The sequence below is a fragment of the Streptomyces sp. NPDC043952 genome, from assembly GCF_056435325.1.
Genome location: NZ_JBWKES010000012.1, coordinates 109,451 through 127,565, shown reverse-complemented (window position 1 = coordinate 127,565; position 18,115 = coordinate 109,451). Strand labels below are relative to the sequence as shown.

The 18,115-nt window shown below is 74.0% G+C and carries 11 protein-coding genes; 8 read left to right on the top strand and 3 right to left on the bottom strand.

Annotation, left to right across the window (positions count from 1 at the left end; translation table 11 throughout):
- Positions 1-40: 40 nt before the first annotated feature.
- Positions 41-4,114 carry a type I polyketide synthase gene (locus AC069R_RS16670; protein WP_478767516.1) on the bottom strand — a complete coding sequence of 1,358 codons (4,074 nt, stop codon included), beginning with the start codon at positions 4,112-4,114 and terminating at the stop codon, positions 41-43.
- A gap of 263 nt (positions 4,115-4,377) precedes the next feature.
- On the opposite strand from AC069R_RS16670, the gene AC069R_RS16665 reads away from it, so the two are divergent.
- From AC069R_RS16665 to AC069R_RS16650, 4 genes are all read left to right on the top strand, one after another.
- On the top strand, positions 4,378-5,037 hold the full coding sequence (locus tag AC069R_RS16665) for a TetR/AcrR family transcriptional regulator (protein ID WP_478767515.1): 660 nt from the start codon (positions 4,378-4,380) through the stop codon (positions 5,035-5,037).
- 176 nt (positions 5,038-5,213) lie between these two features.
- Entirely contained in the window at positions 5,214-6,521 is a 1,308-nt protein-coding gene (locus AC069R_RS16660) for an MFS transporter (protein ID WP_478767576.1), read from the top strand.
- A 331-nt stretch (positions 6,522-6,852) separates the two neighbouring features.
- Complete coding sequence (locus AC069R_RS16655) at positions 6,853-7,554, top strand: ribonuclease HII (RefSeq protein WP_397983641.1); 702 nt, start codon at positions 6,853-6,855, stop codon at positions 7,552-7,554.
- Positions 7,555-7,623: 69 nt separating this feature from the next.
- Positions 7,624-8,247: a hypothetical protein gene (locus tag AC069R_RS16650; RefSeq protein WP_478767514.1), complete on the top strand. Its 624-nt coding sequence runs from the start codon at positions 7,624-7,626 to the stop codon at positions 8,245-8,247.
- 183 nt (positions 8,248-8,430) lie between these two features.
- Here the strand turns inward: AC069R_RS16650 and AC069R_RS16645 are convergent, their stop codons facing one another.
- Together AC069R_RS16645 and AC069R_RS16640 are read right to left on the bottom strand one after the other, a co-directional pair.
- Positions 8,431-9,045 carry a hypothetical protein gene (locus tag AC069R_RS16645; protein WP_478767513.1) on the bottom strand — a complete coding sequence of 205 codons (615 nt, stop codon included), beginning with the start codon at positions 9,043-9,045 and terminating at the stop codon, positions 8,431-8,433.
- An 879-nt stretch (positions 9,046-9,924) separates the two neighbouring features.
- Complete coding sequence (locus AC069R_RS16640) at positions 9,925-12,105, bottom strand: RecQ family ATP-dependent DNA helicase (RefSeq protein ID WP_478767512.1); 2,181 nt, start codon at positions 12,103-12,105, stop codon at positions 9,925-9,927.
- A gap of 133 nt (positions 12,106-12,238) precedes the next feature.
- On the opposite strand from AC069R_RS16640, the gene AC069R_RS16635 reads away from it, so the two are divergent.
- From AC069R_RS16635 to AC069R_RS16620, 4 genes are all read left to right on the top strand, one after another.
- Positions 12,239-13,786 (top strand): DUF4192 domain-containing protein, encoded by a 1,548-nt coding sequence (locus AC069R_RS16635; RefSeq protein WP_478767511.1) that lies wholly within the window; start codon positions 12,239-12,241, stop codon positions 13,784-13,786.
- Between the two features lie 106 nt (positions 13,787-13,892).
- Positions 13,893-14,651 carry an NUDIX hydrolase gene (locus AC069R_RS16630; RefSeq protein ID WP_397983636.1) on the top strand — a complete coding sequence of 253 codons (759 nt, stop codon included), beginning with the start codon at positions 13,893-13,895 and terminating at the stop codon, positions 14,649-14,651.
- A 141-nt stretch (positions 14,652-14,792) separates the two neighbouring features.
- Positions 14,793-16,991, top strand: a complete 2,199-nt coding sequence (locus tag AC069R_RS16625) for an ABC transporter ATP-binding protein (RefSeq protein ID WP_478767510.1) — start codon at positions 14,793-14,795, stop codon at positions 16,989-16,991.
- Positions 16,992-17,156: 165 nt separating this feature from the next.
- Positions 17,157-18,044: a FadR/GntR family transcriptional regulator gene (locus AC069R_RS16620; protein WP_397983634.1), complete on the top strand. Its 888-nt coding sequence runs from the start codon at positions 17,157-17,159 to the stop codon at positions 18,042-18,044.
- The last annotated feature ends 71 nt before the right edge of the window (positions 18,045-18,115 follow it).

Here is an 18,115-nt window from a genome sequence, read left to right as displayed (position 1 = left end):
ACCGCTGCCCTGCCGCCGGGAGTCGGCAGGCCGAACCGGATCACACGGCCGCGGTTCCCACCGTCAGGTCCCGGACGATCCGCTCCAGGCTCTCCCCGCCCAGCAGCCGTCCCGCGGTGATGTCTACCCCGCACCCGGTCTTCAGCCGGTTGCGCAGCTGGACGGCCATGAGCGAGTCCAGCCCCAGATCGCGCAGCGACCGGCGCGCGTCGAGATCGGCCCTGGCGACGCCGAGCACCTCGCAGGCGGCGGCGATCAGCATGCCGGCGGGGTCCGTGGGCGAGGGGTGCGGGTACGGGGGCTCCGCGTGCGGGAGCTGCGGGTGTGGGGGCTGCGGGTGCGGGGCGGTCGCCCGAACCTTGCCGGTGTGCGCCGGGAATACGGCGCGGTGCTCCACCGGGCGCGGCGCGGACCGTTGCGCCGGGTGCTCGTCGAGCCGTGGCCACCGCCCGGCCGCCGGTGGCCGGATCATGGTGGCGAACCGGGACAGCAGCGGCCGCGCGGGGCCCAGGAGAGGGGCGTCCAGCAGCGACACCCCGAGCAGGGGCAGCCGCACCGGCAGCGCGCCGGCCAGCGAGGACGCCACCGGACGGCCTTGGCGTTCCGGACGCCGCGGGTGCCCCGGACGCCGCGGGTGTCCCGGACGGCGCAGGGAGATCCCGCGGAACTCCGCCAGCACCCGCCCCTCTCCGTCGAGCACCAGCACCTCACCGCGCGCCTCGTCCGGGCCGGGCCCCGCGGTGACGGCGGCCAGGCTCCAGAAGTCGTCCGGCAGCTCGCCGTAGAGCTGGGCGCTCTCGAAGCCGGTGGGCAGGAAACCGCGGTCCGCCTCGCCGGTCCGGCGCGCCTCGGGCCAGGCCGCGAGCAGCGGGAGCAGTGCCGTCTCCCACAGCCCCGGCGCCGGTTTGGCCGGCCGGATCCGCGCCACCGCCTCGCCGCGCCGCCGCCACAGCTGCTCCACCGCGCCGGACGTGTCGGCGAGTTCCAGGCCGTAGCCGAGGGCGAGCCGACGGAATCCGGCGGCGGACAGGTACTGCCGGCAGCGGGCCAGGGCACGGTCCAGTTCGCCCGGCGCCCGGCGGCCGTCGCTGTCGTCCACCGGGCACAGCCGCGCCGAGGAGCAGAAGATCCCCGCGGCGCCGTCCGGCTGCTCCAGTTCCACGACCGCCCGCCAGGCGTCACCGGACCGCTCCAGCGCGATGGCGAGCACGGCCGCCTCGGGGTCGGGGAGCAGGACCGGGGCGGGGGCGAGCCGTACGTCCCGTACCGCGAACATCGCCTCGGGAAGGTACCGCGCGGCCGCGTCGAGTACGGCGGCGATCTGCACGGCGGGCGGCAGCACCGTCGCCCCGGCCACGCCCAACTGCTCCGCCCAGGCGGCGATGCCCCATCGGCCAAGCTCCACCCGGCCGACGAGGGGCTCCGGTGCCGGGCGTGGGGCGGCCGGTGCCTGCCGGAACTCGGTGCGCTCCCACGGGTAATGGGGGAGCGGCACCGGCCGTACCGGAGCGCCGTACCACCGCGACCAGTCCACCGGGCCGCCCGCCGCGAAGAACTTGCCCGCCGCACGCAGGAGTTCGGCCACCTCGTCGGTGTCGCGCCGCAGCGAGGGTACGGCGGTGCCGGGCGCCCCGTCGGCCGTGAGCGTGTCGGTGACCGAGGCGGTGAGCACCGGGTGGGGGCTGATCTCCAGGAAGACGTTCTCCAACCCGTCGCTTCGGTCGGCGAGTTGTCGTACGGCCGCGTGGAACCGCACCGGTTCGCAGAGGTTGTCCGCCCAGTAGCCGGCGTCCAGCTCGGGACCGGTAATGGAGGAGCAGCGGACGGTGGAGAACAGGGCGGCGTCGGCGGTCCGGGGCGACAACTCCGCCAGGTCGGCTGCGAGTTCGCCGTGCAATGGGCGCATCTGCGGGGAATGCGAGGCCACGTCCACGTCCACCGGGCGGCACAGGACCCCGTTCGCCTCCAGCCGGGCCGAGAGGTCCGCGAGGGCGTCCGGGTCGCCCGCGAGCACGGTGCAGGTGGGGGAGTTCTCGGCGGCCACGCACACCGACGGGGTGCGGGCGACGGCCTCGCGGGCCCGGTCGGCGGACAACTCCACGACGAGCATGGCGCCTTCGCCCGCCATCCGCCGCATCAGCCGGCTGCGGCGGCAGATCACCGCCGCCGCGTCCCGCAGCGACAGCGCGCCGCTGACGCAGGCCGCCGCCACCTCGCCCATGCTGTGCCCGACGCACACCTCCGGCTCCACGCCGAGATTCCGCCAGGCCGCCGCCAGCGCCACCTGCACTGCCCACAGCGTGGGCTGGACGAACTCCACCCCGCCGGGGAACCGGTCGGCCTCCCGCGTCAGCAACTCCTCGACGGACCAGCCCAGTTCCTCGCGCACCGCCCGGTCGCAGGCGCGCAGCGTGGTCCGAAACGCCTCGTTCGCGGCGAGCAGGCCGCGGCCCATGCCGAGCCACTGCGAACCCTGCCCGGAGAAGACGAAGACGCGGCGCCGCGGCCCGGTGAACCCCGCCTCGCCGAATCCGCCGTCCGGCGTGCGCTCACCGGCCGCCAACGCCCGCAGCACTGCCGCAAGTTGGTCGTGTGAGGCACCGACGGCCCACAGCCGGTGCGGGCCCGCGTCGCGGCGCGTCGCCGCGGTCGCGCAGATGTCGCCGAGCGCCTGTCCGCGGCCCGCGCCGCCCGGTCCGAGGTGGTCCGCGTACGACGCCGCCAGGCGCCGCAGCGCCGCGGCCGAACGGGCGGAGAGGACCAGGAGACGGGCGCCCCCGGACACCGGCGCGGCTTGTGCGGCCGGTGGCCGCTCGTCGGTGAACTCGCCAACGATCACATGGGCGTTGGTGCCGGACAGGCCGAAGGAGCTGACGCCCAGCAGCCCCCGCGGACCGGCCTTGGCGAGCGGCGTGTTCTCGGTGACGACGCGGACGGCCGGCCGCTCGCCGGTGAGCAGCGGGTGCGGGTCGGACAGGTGCAGGGAGGCGGGGATGACGCCGTGGCGGGCGATCAGCACCGTCTTGATCAGCCCGGCGATGCCGGCGGCGGCCTCCGCGTGCCCGATGTTGGTCTTCACGGAGCCGCAGCGCACCGGCCGTTCACCGCCCGCCGCCTCGGCCAGCGCCCGCAGTTCCACGGTGTCGCCGGTCGGCGTGCCGGTGCCGTGCGCCTCGACGTAGTCCAGCTGGGCCGGTTCGATCCCCGCGCTGCGGCACGCCTCACGCAGCATCTGCACCTGGCCGGAGACCGCGGGCTTCAGCAACAGCCCGCTGCCCTGGCCGTCGTTGGTGACCGCGCTGCCGAGCAGCAGGGCGAGCACCGGGTCGCCATCGCGCAGCGCGTCCGGCAGCGGCTTGAGCACGACCGCGCCGACGCCCTCGCTGCGTACGAACCCGTCGGCCGACGCGTCGCCGAACCGGCACCGGCCGTCCGGCGAGAGCATGCCGCCCTGCGAGTACGCGATGGAGTCCTGCGGGGACACGATGATGTTGACGCCCGCCGCGATCGCCAGGTCGCTCTCCCCGGTCAGCAGGCTCTGCCGGGCGGCGTGCACCGCCACCAGCGAGGAGGAGCACGCCGTGTCCAGCACCAGGCTCGGTCCGCGCAGGTCGAGCGCGTAGGAGACACGGCCCGCGGTGACCGCCCGCAGGCGCCCGCCCACGGTGTCCCGGACGCCGGGGCCCTCGGCGGGGCGGCCGGATTCGCCGTACTCGGCGGTCGCCTGGCCGACGAACACACCGGTGCGGGAACCGGCCAGGCCGGCCGGCGCGATCCCCGCCGACTCCAGCGCCTCCCATACGACGTGCAGCAGGATCCGCTGCTGCGGGTCCATGCTCCTGGCCTCGACCGGCGAGATCCCGAAGAACGCCGCGTCGAAGGAGAAGGCGTCATCGAGGAAACCGCCGTCGCGGGAGACGGTCTTGCCGGGCGCGGGAGTGCGGCCGGCGTAGTGGTCGTCGATGTCGAACCGGTCCTCGGGGATCCGCGTCACGGCCTCGGAGTTGGCCATCAGGAGATCCCAGAATTCCGCGATGCTGTTGGCGCGCGGAAAGCGGCACCCCATGCCGACGACGGCTATGGGGACGCCACCTGCGCACGGGAAGCGCTCCACGTACGTTCACCTTCGATCAGGGCCGATGAGAACAAACACGACCGCCGCGCCGAGGGAGGGCGGGGCGGGTTGAGGTGCGCGGTGCAAGTGCGATGCAAAGTTACACCGGCGACCAAGTTTGACCCCGAGGCTTATATCGGTGTCTCAGGGATCGTCTCGGTATGCGGGACCGCGTTGTGTTCTCTGGCCTGTTACCTGCGGTGACGGTCCGGGATGAATACACGGCCTTGCCTTCTGTACCTACTAGTATGTACGATCGTGGTATGAAGCCGACAGCCGCCGGCATGAAGCCGACGAAGGACCTCCTTGTCGAGGCCGCCGCCGAACTGCTGTGGGAACGCGGCTACGCGGCCACCAGCCCGGCGATGATCCAGAAACGCTCCCGCGCCGGACAGGGGAGCATGTACCACCACTTCTCCGGCAAGGCCGGCCTGGCCGCCGCCGCCATCCGGCACTCCGCGGAGCAACTGCGCCGCGCCACTCAGGCGGCGCTCGGCAGCGGTACGACGGCGTTGGAGCGCCTCGGTGCCTTCCTCGACATGGAACGCGCCCCGCTCGCCGGCTGCCGCGTCGGCCGGCTCGTCCAGGACCCCGATGTCGTCGCCGACGACCAACTCCGGGCTCCCGTGGCCGAGTTCTTCGCATGGCTGCACCAGCGCATCGCCGATGTGCTCACCGAGGGTGTACGGGACGGCGAACTGCGCGCGGACACCGATGCCGGGGCCATGGCCTCGCTCGTCATCGCCACGGTCGAGGGCGGCTACGTGCTCGCCCGCGCTCAGCAGGACCCGTCGGCGTTCCGCCGGGCCACCGAGGCCGCGAAGAGTGCCCTGGCGCGGCTGGCGGCCCACCCCGGACCCCGCTCGCCATCGCACGTCACCGCACCGCACCGCACCCCGACCGAAAGGGGGCTCCCGTCATGACCGCCGTCCCCGACGCACCGACGAACGCGACGCGGCAGCCGACAGCCCCGCCCGCACCTCCGGCCGTAACCCCACCCACACCCACGCCCGCACCTCCGGCCGCACCCCCGTCCTTAGCGTCGGCCGACCCGGCGCCCGCCGCGCGTCACACCGCGCTCGCCCTTGCCGCCGTCTGCCTGGGTTTCTTCATGATCCTGCTGGACGGCAGCGCCCTGAACATCGCCCTGCCCGCCATCGAACGCGACGTCCACGGCTCGATGGCGGCCCTCCAGTGGGTCGTCACCAGCTACACCATCCCGCTGGCCGCCCTCCTGCTCACGGCGGGCAGCATCAGTGACCGCTGGGGGGCGCGCCGGCTGTTCGTCTCCTCGCTCGCCGCGTTCACCGCCGCCTCCCTGCTGTGCGCGCTCAGCCCGAACCTGACCGTCCTGGTCGCGGCCCGCTTCCTCCAGGGCATCGCGGCCGGCGGTCTGCTGCCCACCACCCTGGCCATCATCGCCCGCACCTACCCCGACCCGCTGGAGCGCGCCAAGGCCATCACGGTCTGGGGTGCCACCGGCGGCCTCGCCCTCGTCGCCGGCCCGCTCGGCGGCGGCGCCCTGACCGAACTGTTCGGCTGGCGCTCGATCTTCGTCATCAACGTGCCCGTCGGCCTGGTCACCCTCCACCTCGCCCGGCGCCACGCCCGTGAGACCCCCCGCCGCGCGTCCCGCGCCGACCTGCCCGGCCAGCTGACCGGCATCACCGCCCTCTCCGCGAGCGTCGCCTACCTCATCGAGGGCGGCTCGCTGGGCTGGGCCGCCCCCGTCCCGCTCCTGCTGCTGGCCGTCTCGGTGCTGACCGCCGTCGCGTTCGTCGCCGTCGAGGCCCGCTCCCCGCACCCGATGCTTCCGCCGGCCGTCTTCCGCCGCTCCGCCTTCTCCGCCTCCGTCACCAACGGCTTCGCCTTCCAGTTCGGCGGCTACGGGCTCCAGTTCATGCTCGCCATCTACCTCCAGCAGCGGTGGGGCCTGAGCGCCGAGCGGACCGGCGTGTACTTCCTGCCCTTCTCCGTCGCCTGGGTCTTCGGCACTATCGTCCTCAACCGCCGCCTCGTGCACCGCGGCCCGCGGTTCCTGCTGTGGACCGGCGCCCTGTCCTCCCTGGTCGGCAGCACCCTGCTCCTGGGCGTCACCGATCAGGGCAGCTGGCCGCTGTTCGCGGTCGGCACCGGTCTGACCGGCCTCGGCTGCGGCGTGTTCTCCCCGAGCCTGAACGCCGCCGCGCTGCTGGCCATCGACCCGGCCTACGCCGGCCTCGGCTCCGGTGTCCTCAACACCGCCCGCCAGGTGGGCATGGCGGTGGGCGTGGCGCTGCTCGGCTCCCTGATCGGCATGCCCGACACCCTGCTCGGCCTGCGTCTGAGCGTCGTCCTGGTGGCGCTCTGCTTCCTCGCCGTCATCGTCCTCAGCATCCGGTACGTCCCGCGCAAGGAGACCGCCTGACCTGCCCGGCCCCAGGGTCTAGGTGTGATTCGCGGACGCGATCGGGCTCGGGAGGGTCCGCTTGTGGGACGGGCGAGGCCGGGGCGACCGACGAGTGCGTACCTTCGGGGTAACGCCGGTGGGAGGAAGGTCGATCCGGGCATCCGGGAACGGCCGGTACTCCTCCCCTTCCGCCCTCCCGCGGCCACCATGACGACGGCCCCACTCGATATGCTGTCGCAAATCCGGTGATCCGGATTCCGCTACGGCACCCCGCCGGCCGGTGCTTCCGCCGTCCCCTGTGAGGCCGGGGTGTCGGCGGGCGCACTTGGCGGCGTAATCTAAGGGCGCCATGCCGTACGAACCTCCCACTCACACCGTCGAGCGCTCCCTGCGTGCCACGACCGGAGCGAAGGTCATCGCCGGTGTCGACGAGGTGGGGCGCGGCGCCTGGGCCGGGCCCGTCACCGTCTGCGCGGCGATCACCGGACTGCGCCGACCGCCCGCGGGCCTGACCGACTCCAAGCTGCTGACCGTCAAGCGGCGCACCGCCCTGGACGAGATCCTGCGGTCGTGGGTGACGGCCTACGCGCTGGGGCATGCTTCCCCCGAGGAGATCGACGGCATGGGGATGACGGCCGCACTGCGGCTCGCCGCGGTCCGCGCCCTGGACGCCCTGCCGGTCCGCCCCGACGCCGTGATCCTCGACGGAAAGCACGACTATCTCGGTGCCCCGTGGCAGGTGCGCACGGTGATCAAGGGCGATCGCTCGTGCGTCGCCGTCGCGGCGGCCTCGGTGATCGCCAAGGTTCAGCGCGACAAAATGATGGCCGAACTGGCTGTCGACCATGCAGACTTCGGGTTTGCGGACAACGCCGGGTACCCGTCGCCCGTGCACAAGGCCGCACTGGAGGAGCGGGGCCCCACCCCGCACCACCGTTTGTCGTGGGCGTATCTTGATGCGCTGCCCCAGTGGCGGCACCTCAAGAAGGCCCGCAACTGGGCGGACGGAAGCGTTCCGGAAATCGAGGGCCAGCTCGGCTTCGACTTCTGACGGTTCCGATCGCACTGATGTGCCACCCCGTTCATCAGCGCCACCTCAACGTTTGATAAAAATCAGCTCATGCCTCTCATTCCCGAGGAGCCTCAGATTCACGAGAGTGCCCAGGGTCCCCGCGTCACGCCGGCCAGCGGCCGCACCGCCCCGACCCCTCGCCCCGTACCCGGCCCCCGTCCCGCGGCGCCGTCCCGCCCCGGTCGTCCCGGCCCTCAGCGGCCTACGCCGCCGGTGCAGCGCACGCCGCGTGACGTGGCTCCGGCCAAGCCCGGTCCCTCCGGTCCGGCTGCCCCCACCGCGGTCGCGGGTCCGCAGATCCAGCTGATCCCGGCCTCGGCCGAGGGTGCGATCGACGCCGCCGAGGAGGCCGTCGACCTGCTGCTGGACTCGGGCCGCGCCCCCGGCGACGTGCTGGTGATCACCACGGGTGCCCAGCACCCGTGGGCCGAGCACGAGCTGTCCTTCGGCGAAGCCGCCTACTGGGCGCAGCACGACGCGGGTGACGACGTCTTCTACACGGACGCCGCCATCGCCTCCCGCGCCGCCTCGCGCCCGGTGGTCGTCGTGGCCGTCAACGGGGGCGCCCCCTCCGCCGACGTCCTCTCGCTGGCCCACGCCCGCGCCAAGGCCCTGCTGATCGTCTGCGGCGACCCGCAGCAGATCAACGCGGCCCTCGGCACCGGCGCCTGAACCACGCGCCGGGCTCCGGGAGCCGGCAGCCGCCCGAGGGGGCACCGCACGGTGCGCCCTTCGGCATGCCGTGCGCGCGCCTCGGCGCCGGCCGTGGGGCGGTTGCCGCCTTCCCCGGTGCCGTGATCGCCTGGGGTTTCCCGGTGGGGAAGGCGCGTCGGGCTGCCGGACCCGCGCCGTCCCTCAGCGGGCCGCCGCTCGGCGCAGGACCTCGGAGACCGGTCCGCCGGTGCGCGGTACGGGCGGCGGCGCATCCGCCGTGGCGAACGGCTCCGGCGCCGAGTGCGCATGCGGACGGCGGCCACCGCGCCCCTCGCCCAGCACCTGCCAGCCGTCGTGGGTCAGCGTGATGTACGCACCGCACCGCAGCCCGTGCAGCGTGCAGGCGTCGCGCAGCCCCCACATCCAGGCGCCGTCCTCCTCGGTCCAACGCGCGTCGCCCTCACGGCAGTAGAGCAGCACGGCGGTGCGCACCGGGGTACGGCGGCGCAGGTCGTGCGGTATGACCCGGCGCAGCTGGGACAGCAGGGCGTTGCGGAACATCCAGCCGTCCGCGGGAGCGGCCCGGCGGGTGAACGACGCGCTGGCGCACAGCCGCTCCTCCGGGTCGAGGACGGCCACGACCGCGGTGGACGGCCGCGGCTGATGCCGGGCGTGCAGTCCGCTGACGACCTCACGCGGGTTGCGCAGCAGCGGGATTCCCGCGGCGGCCCACTCCGCCGGCTCCAGCACACGGCTGGCGGAAGCGGTGGACGTCGTCAACGAGGCCGCCGGGGACGAGGCGAATCCGAAGGTCACGTTCCTCCCTTCGGCTACGCGCCCACACAACGGGCGAGGTCGGATTCGGGGACCGCGCACCGCAGCGAAGCCCGACCGGATCACGGACGGGCCGTGCGGGGAGCGGATCTCAATTCTTCCTGTCGAACTGGAATGCGGCAACGAGCAATTGGGGCTGCCGCCGGGTATCGGGTGGTGCGTGGCTTATATCCCTACCCAAGGCTCGGACGGCTGACGCATGGGGCGCTCGCGCGTCTCCAGGACGGGTAACCCGGACACCGCGCGACCCTCGGGCCGTTCGCCGTCTGGCCCTCGGGCCGTTCGCCGTCTGATCTTCGGGGACGCACGCCATCCCCCCCCCTTGCGACCGAACACCGCCCGACCTGACGGCCGTTCACCGGTCCGGCCTGACGGCCGACACCGCCCGACCTGGCGGCCGTTCACCAGTCTGGCCTTTGGGTCGATCGCCACCCCGCCTTCGGGTCGGTCGCCGTCTGACCCTGGGGTCGAGTGCCGCTTGACCGCCGGGTCGGTCGCGGTCTGGCCGGGGGTCGAGTGCTGCTTGACGGGCGGGCGGTCGCCGTCTGGCCCTGGAGTCGAACGCCGCTTGACCGTCGGGTCGGTCGCGGTCTGGCCGGGGGTCGAGTGCCGTTTGACGGGCGGGTCGGTCGCGGTCTGGCCGGGGGGTCGAGTGCCGCTTGACCGTCGGGTCGATCATCGCCTGGCCCTCGGGTCTGTCATCGCCTGGCCCTCGGGTCGAACCTCGCCTGACCGTCGGGTCGGTCGCCAGCCCACCTTCAGGGCGTTCGTACGATCGCCCCCTGCTTTCGGTGGCCCGATCGCCGCCCGGCCCTCGGGTCGCACAACCCCGGCTCTGGGACCGTGCGCCCCTCACCCGGCTCAGCCCTGAATCGCGAGCACGAGCGGCAACACCCCCTTCGCACCGGCCCGGCGCAGCAGACGCGCCGCGACCGCGAGGGTCCAGCCGGTCTCCGTGAAGTCGTCGACCAGCAGCACCGGACCGTCCGCCCCGGCCAGCGCCGCCGCGAGGGCGGGCGGTACCACCAGCGTGCCGTCGAGCGCCTTGAGCCGCTGCGCGCTGTTGCTGCGCGACATCCGGGGCGCGTCCTCGTCGTACGCCAGGGACCCCAGCAGCGGCAGCCGCCCGGTCTCCGCGATCCGCGTGCCCAGCGAGTGGACGAGCCGGGGCCGGCTGCGCGAGGCGACGGTGACCACCCCCACCGGTCTCGGCTGGGCACCCGCGGCACCGGGCGCCCAGCCGCCGGGCCCCTTGGCCCAGTCGGCCAGCACCTCGATCACGGCGCGGGCCACGTCGTCCGGCACGGGCCCGTCCGGCGTCCGCGGCGCGAGCAGCGGGCGGAGCCGGTTGCCCCAGCCGATGTCCGAGAGCCGTCCCAGCGCCCGCCCCGGCGCCGCCTGCTCACCGGCCGGGATACGCCCTTTGAGGCCGATCCCGATGGCGCCCAGCCCCGTCGGCCACATCCGCCGGGGCTCCACTTCCACCCCCGCGCGCCCCAGATCGCTGCGCGCCGCGTCCAGCGCCGCCGAGGAGGCGTCGGCCGTGAAGCGCGGCCCCGCGCAGTTGTCGCAGCGCCCGCACGGCTTGGCCCCCTCGTCGTCCAGCTGCCGTTGCAGGAACTCCATCCGGCACTCGGTGGTGCTCGCGTACGCCCGCATCGCCTGCTGCTCGGCCGCCCGCTGCCGCGCCACCCACGCGTACCGCTCGGCGTCGTACGACCACGGCTGCCCGGTCGCGAGCCAGCCGCCCTTGACCCGGCGCACCGCCCCGTCCACGTCGAGGACCTTGAGCATGGTCTCCAGCCGGGAGCGGCGCAGCTCGACCAGGGGCTCCAGCGCGGGCAGCGACAGCGGTCCGTCCGCGTGCGCGAGGACGTCCAGGGTGCGCCGCACCAGGTCCTCGGAGGGGAAGGCGAGCGAGGCGAAGTACTCCCAGATCGCCTCGTCCTCCCGGCCCGGCAGCAGCAGCACCTCCGCGTGCTCGACCCCGCGGCCGGCCCGGCCCACCTGCTGGTAGTAGGCGATGGGGGAGGCTGGCGAGCCGAGATGGACCACGAAACCGAGGTCGGGCTTGTCGAAACCCATGCCGAGCGCGGAGGTGGCGACCAGCGCCTTGACCCGGTTGGCGAGCAGGTCCTCCTCCGCCTGCTGCCGGTCCGCGTTCTCCGTCCTGCCCGTGTACGAGGCGACGGTGTGGCCCCGCTGCCGCAGGAACGCGGTGACCTCCTCGGCGGCGGCGACGGTGAGGGTGTAGACGATCCCGGAGCCCGGCAGGTCGTCGAGGTGATCGGCGAGCCAGGCCATCCGGTGCGCCGCGTCCGGCAGCCGCAGCACCCCCAGGCTCAGGCTCTCCCGGTCCAGCGGGCCGCGCAGCACCAGCGCGTCGGAGTTGCCGCCGGTGCCCAGCTGCTCGGCGACATCGGCGGTCACCCGCGCGTTGGCCGTCGCCGTCGTGGCCAGCACGGGGACGCCGGGCGGGAGGTCGGCCAGCATGGTGCGCAGCCGCCGGTAGTCGGGGCGGAAGTCATGGCCCCAGTCGGAGATGCAGTGCGCCTCGTCCACGACCAGCAGCCCGGTCGCCGCGGACAGCTTGGGCAGGACCTGATCGCGGAAGTCGGGGTTGTTGAGCCGCTCGGGCGAGACCAGCAGGACGTCGACCTCCCCGGCGGCGATCGCGGCCTGCACGTCCTCCCACTCCTCGGTGTTCGAGGAGTTGATGGTCCGGGCGTGGATGCCGGCGCGGGCCGCCGCCTCCACCTGGTTGCGCATGAGCGCGAGCAGCGGCGAGACGATCACCGTCGGCCCGCTGCCGCGGGCCCGCAGCAGCGAGGTCGCCACGAAGTACACCGCGGACTTGCCCCATCCCGTGCGCTGCACGACCAGCGCCCGGCACCGCTCGGCGACCAGCGCCTCGATCGCCCGCCACTGGTCCTCGCGCAGCCGGGCGGCGCCCGTGGCGTCCCCGACGAGCCGGACGAGGACGGCATCCGCCCGTGCCCGGAGATCCGCGTTGCTCGTGTGCTCGTGCTCCATGCGTTCCATACAACAGGACGGGACCGACGAACGGGCGGGCCGGCGGCGGATCTGTGGACAACCCTCGACGCCTTGTCGTGTCCCTGATTCGACTTATCCACAGGCCCGAGCGGGATCGGCGGATCCGCGAGATCGTCGGCGCATGACGAATCACAGCGACACCACCGCGCAGATCACCCTGCGCTCCGCGGCCGAACTGGCCGACGCCCTCCCCTATCTGCTGGGCTACCGGCCGGAGGACAGCATGGTCCTGGTCGCCCTGCACGACAGCGGAGGCAAGGGCAGGTTCGGCGGCCGGGCCCGGCTCGGCATCCCCGCGCACGAGGAGGACTGGGAAGAGGCCGCGCGGCAGCTGGCCAGGGGCCTGGTGACCGGCAGCGAGCGCCGGGGCGCCAAACCCGAACAGATGGTGGCCTACGTCTGCCAGGAACCCGCGCCAGGAGAGCGCGGCCGGGACGTCAAACGCCGGCTCGCCCGCCTCGTCCAGCTGCTGCGCGTCCAGTGCGGCGACCTCGACGTGCCGGTCATCGAGGCACTGTGCGTCTCCGACGGCCGCTACTGGTCGTACTGCTGCCCCGTCGAGGACTGCTGTCCCGAGGACGGTACGCCGATGGGGCTGCCCGGCACCTCCGTGCTCGCCGCCGCGGCCACCTACGCCGGCCTCCAAGTCCGGGGAACCCTCAAGGAGTTGCGCGCCCGCCTGCAACCCTGGGAGGCAGCCGCGGCGCGGGAGCAGGAGGCCGCCCTCGAAGCGGCCGGGGTGGCGCTGGTGCCCCGCATCCTCGACGAGGCGGGCCGCGCGGAGGTGTCCGAGGAGACCATCGTCCTGGCCGAGCGCGCCCTCCAGCGCCTCGCCGCGGCGACCCCGGTGGCGGGCACCCTCCCGGCCGACCTGCGCGACGACGGCCTGATCGGACACGACGAGGCGGCACGGCTGATCCTGGGCCTCCAGGACCGCAACACCCGCGACCGCGCCGCCGCGTGGATGGAGGGCGACGAGGCGGCCCCGGCGCTCCGGCTCTGGCGCACCCTCGCCCGCCGCTGCGTCGGACCGTACGCCGAGCACGCCGCCGCTCCGCTGACCCTGGCAGGCTGGGTCGCCTGGTCCACCGGCGACGAACTGGAGGCCCGCGAGGCCCTGGCCATGGCGATGGCGGCCGACCCGGACTACCTCTTCGCCCGCCTTCTGCACCAGGCGTGCAATGACGGACTGGACGTGGAGTCGGTCCGCCGCTGCCTGCGACCGGGCCGGACCGGGGGAGCGCCGGGCACGGAACCCGCGGAGGAAGGCGCGCCGTCCGCGAAGCCCCTGGCACCGCCCGCGAATCGGACGGCCGCGGAACCGGCACCTGCCAACCTCACGGTCACACCTCCGCAGCCCGCCCATCCGACGGCCGCGAAACCGGCGACCGAGGCCCCGACGGCCCCGACGGACCCGACGGACCCGGCACCGACCCCTGAAGCGGTACCGGCCGACGCGCCGGATCCGGCCGCGCGTATCCGCCGACGCCGCCGGCTGCGGTCCGCCGTCGCCGCCGCCGGGGACGGCCCCCGCGCCGCCCGCGTGCCCGGTCGGCGACTTGGGCCGACGGGCCCCGGTCCGGCCCCCGGCCGGGCCCCGCGGCCGGGCACCCGGCACCCGGCGGGCACCCGTATCCGCACCGAGGGAACGGAGGAGACCGCGACCTGAACCGGGCGGGAGGCGGCCCGCCCCATAACGCGACGAAGCGGAAGCGTCAGCGGTGCCCACCAGGGAAGGACGTGTTTATCGTCAGGCAGACGACTATGATCGCGGCATGCCCTACGACCCGTCAGCCTTTCCGCCCTTCGCCGTCACCGTGGACCTGGTCGTGCTGACCGTTCGCCGTCATTCGCTGTGCGCGTTGGCGGTACGCCGGGGCGAGCCGCCCTTCCAGGGGCGGTGGGCACTGCCCGGTGGCTTCGTGCGGGCCGACGAGGACCTGAACCAGGCGGCGGCGCGCGAACTGGCCGAGGAGACCGGGCTGCACGCGCACGACCCCTCGGCCCCCGCGCAGGACAACGGAGCACACCTGGAACAACTCGCCACCTACGGCGACCCCGGACGGGACCCGCGCATGCGGGTGGTCAGCGTCGCACACCTCGCGCTCGCCCCCGACCTGCCCGCACCCCGCGCGGGCGGCGACGCCAGCAACGCACGCTGGGCCCCGGTCGAGGAACTGCTCCAGCAGGGCGGTTACGGCCGCGACGGCGAGCCCGTCGCCCCGCTGGCCTTCGACCACGCCCAGATCCTCGCCGACGGCGTGGAGCGGGCCCGCTCCAAGATCGAGTACTCGTCGCTGGCCACCGCGTTCTGCCCGCCCGAGTTCACCGTCGGCGAGCTGCGCCGGGTGTACGAGGCGGTGTGGGGGGTGGCCCTCGACCCGCGCAACTTCCACCGCAAGGTCACCGGGACTCCGGGGTTCCTCGTTCCGACGGGAGGTACGACCACACGCCAGGGCGGCCGCCCGGCCCAGCTGTTCCGGGCCGGTGGCGCCACGCTGCTCAACCCGCCGATGCTGCGCCCCGAAGTCTGACCGGCGCGCGCCCGGCCGAGGCCGGAAACCGGGCCCATGTTGCGCCGAATGGTGGACAGGGACCGGCGCGCGGGCATGGCGTTCTTCTTTAAATCGTCCCATACACCAAAAAACAGGACATCGCACGCTATCTTGCTGCGAGTGATCCAAGCCTTCGGACTGACCAGCCCCCCCCGCAAGGCGCGGCCGCCCGCCGTCGACAACGTCTCCTTCGAAGCGCGCGCCGGACAGATCACCGTGCTCCTGGGGGCCGCGGGCGCGGGCAAGACCACGGCGCTGAGGCTGATGCTCGCCCTGCGACCGGGTCGCGGCATCACCTACTTCAGGGGCCGGCCCCTGTACCGGATCCCCCATCCGGCGCGTGAGGTCGGCGTGCTGCTCGGCGACGTACCGGGGCATCCGGCCCGCTCGGTCCGCGGTCATCTGCGCATGCTGTGCGCGGCGTCGGGCGTGCCGGGGCGCCGCGCCGACGAGGTCCTCGAAGCGGTCGGCCTCGTCAGCTTCCGCGAGGAACGCCTCGGCACGCTCTCGCGCGGCATGGACCGCAGGCTCGGCCTGGCATGTGCCCTGCTGACCGACCCGCACACGCTCGTCCTGGACGATCCCGCGGCCGGCCTCTCGCCCGCCGAGGCCCAGTGGCTGCACGGCATGCTGCGCGCCCACGCCGACCAGGGCGGCACCGTGCTGACGACCACCGGCGACCCCAGGGAAGCCGCGCACATCGCCGACCGGGTGATCACGCTCGACACCGGCAGACTCGTCGCCGACCAGGAGGCCGGGGAGTTCGCCCGCACCCGGCTGCGCCCGCGCGTGGCCGTGCGCAGCCCCTACGCGGGGCGCCTCGCGGCCGCGATCGCCAAGGAGGCCCGCACCGGCCGCCGTTCCGTCGAGGTGGTCCGCGAGGACGGCAACCGCCTCTCCGTGTACGGCACCACGACCGCGGTCATCGGCGAGACGGCCTTCCGGCACGGCATCCTCGTCCACCAACTCGCCGACGAATTGGGCGACATGGGGCCCGGCTCCGGTACGGCCGGCGCACTGTCCGACCGCGCGCCGACCGCGGGCGGCCCGGCGACCGGCCGTACTCCACCGGAGCGCGGGAAGACCGTGTTCGGCTTCTCCGTCCCGGACCCGCCCGCCACGGCCCACACGGAATCCACCGCCTCGGCCTCCTTCCCGCAGAACCCACCCCGGCCCAACTCCTCCGCACCGCGCGCCCTTTCGAGCACCTCGGCCTCGGCGGTCGAAGCCACCGCGGCCCCGACGCGGGCCGGAGCACACGTGGCCGTCGACACCGAGACCACCCCCCGCCGTCCCGCACGGCCGGAAACCACCGACACACGCACCGCCCTCACCCACACCGCCCTCACTCGCACCACTTCCACCTTCATCACCCTCACCCGCATCGCCCCCACCCGTATCTCCGCCCTCCGCACCCTTCTGCCCGGCGCCAGAACTCCGGCCGCCCGTCGGCCGTGGCGGGCGGACCCCGAGCCCCGGACCGGCGGTGACGACAGCGTCCGGGCCTTCGACCCGCGCTCCCCCCTCCCGCTCCCCATCTCCGTCCGCCCAGCCCCCACCCCTCTGCGCCCCCTGCGCTATGAGCTGCGGCGGGCCATGGGCGTCGGCACCGGATGGCTGATCTGCGGCGCGGCGCTCGTGTTGTCCGTGCTCACCGCCGTGACGCTGGCCGGAATCGGCCACACCCCGCAGGCGCGGCTGTTCGCGGCCTGGCCGCGGGAACTGCCGCTGCCCCCCGCCGCGCTCGCCGCCGGGCTGCTCGGGGCGCTGTCCTTCGGGGACGAGTTCCGCCACCCCGCCCTTGCGGCCGACCGCGGCACCGTGCCCCGCCGGCTCGGGCTACTTGCTGCGAAACTCCTCGTCTCCGGCGCGACCGCCATACTGCTCGCCTTCCTCGTCGCGGGCTGCGACGCCGAAGCGCTCTACCTCGTCTACGGCAGGGAGCTGACCCAGGTTCCCGACGACTGGCTCCCGCTGGCCGCGAGTTGGCTCGCACTCGGCACCGGGTGCGCCTGGGCCGGCGTGCTCGCGTCCGGCGTCTTCCGGTCCACCTCGGGCGGGCTCGCCGCCGTCCTCGCCGTACCCGTGGCCGTCGTACCCCTCCTGCGCACGGCGTTCCGGGGGCCGGCCGAGCACACGGTGGCCGATCTCCCGGCGCGGACGCGGGAGGTGTTCCTGCTGCCGTGGCCCTTCGAAGGGGACCGGTACCTGCTCGCGGTGGCGCGGCTGCTCCTCCAACCCGTCGGCGGCGCAATGGCGTTGTCCCTGGCGGCACTGCTGTGCGCTTATCTGTTCACGACCTTGCGCGCCAGGGCCTGAGACCACGCCTCTTACGGTTCTGATGCCGCTTGTGCCCACAACTCCCCGCGGGCGGCTCGTTTCTTTCCGATAAGGCGTCAATTGCGACGGGGTGAGCGATCACCCTTTCGTGTGCTTTTCACCAAAGACCTCAAGGGAGTTGGAGACGACGCCGACAAAGGATCCGTGAGTACCCTTGCGCACACCATGATGACCGCCGCCCGTTCCACCGACTCAGGTCTGGTCGGTCCGGGCGAACTCGACCGCTACTCCTACGGCGAAGCCCCGGTGGGCGACCGCGTCGGAGCGCCCGCCTGGGACGGAGGCGAATCCGAGCTGGGCCGGGTCAGCCGGCGGCCGGCGGGCAGCCGCGGCCGCGGGCTGCACGGCCAACTCGTCCAGCAGCTGGGTCAGATGATCGTCTCCGGCGACCTGGGCGCGGACCGCCCGCTGGTGCCCGAGGAGATCGGCCAGCGCTTCGAGGTCTCCCGCACCGTCGTCCGTGAATCCCTCCGCGTCCTGGAGGCCAAGGGCCTGGTCAGCGCCCGGCCGAACGTCGGCACGCGCGTGCGCCCGGTCAGTGACTGGAACCTCCTCGACCCGGACATCATCGAGTGGCGGGCCTTCGGACCCCAGCGCGACGACCAGCGTCGCGAGCTCAGCGAGCTGCGCTGGTCCATCGAGCCGCTCGCCGCCCGTCTCGCCGCCGGACACGGCCGCGAGGAGGTGCAGCAGCGCCTGTCCGACATGGTCGAGATCATGAGCCACGCCATGGCACAGGGCGACGCGCTCACGTACTCGCGCGCCGACACCGAGTTCCACGCGCTGCTCATCCAGATCGCGGGCAACCGCATGCTGGAGCACCTCTCCGGCATCGTCGGCGCCGCCCTCCAGGTCTCCGGCGGCCCGGTCACGGCCTGTGACCGGCCGAACGACGCGTCCCTCGCCCAGCACGCGCGCATCGTCGACGCCATCGGCACCGGCGACGGCGGCGCCGCGGAGGCAGCCATGCGCCAGCTGCTCACCGCCCACCCCGAGGTGGAACGGGTGGTTCCCGCCCCGCGCGAGCACTGACCCGCCCCAGGGCGGCGCGGTCCGCCGGTGTGCGGCGCCCTCGTGGTTCCCGTGGCGCTTCGGGCCCAGGT

Coding starts and splice junctions, on each gene's coding strand:
- AC069R_RS16665 (WP_478767515.1), top strand. CDS start 4,378: ATGAAGCCGACAGCCGCCGGCATGAAGCCGACGAAGGACCTCCTTGTC.
- AC069R_RS16655 (WP_397983641.1), top strand. CDS start 6,853: ATGCCGTACGAACCTCCCACTCACACCGTCGAGCGCTCCCTGCGTGCC.
- AC069R_RS16650 (WP_478767514.1), top strand. CDS start 7,624: ATGCCTCTCATTCCCGAGGAGCCTCAGATTCACGAGAGTGCCCAGGGT.
- AC069R_RS16640 (WP_478767512.1), bottom strand. CDS start 12,105: ATGGAACGCATGGAGCACGAGCACACGAGCAACGCGGATCTCCGGGCA.
- AC069R_RS16635 (WP_478767511.1), top strand. CDS start 12,239: ATGACGAATCACAGCGACACCACCGCGCAGATCACCCTGCGCTCCGCG.
- AC069R_RS16630 (WP_397983636.1), top strand. CDS start 13,893: ATGCCCTACGACCCGTCAGCCTTTCCGCCCTTCGCCGTCACCGTGGAC.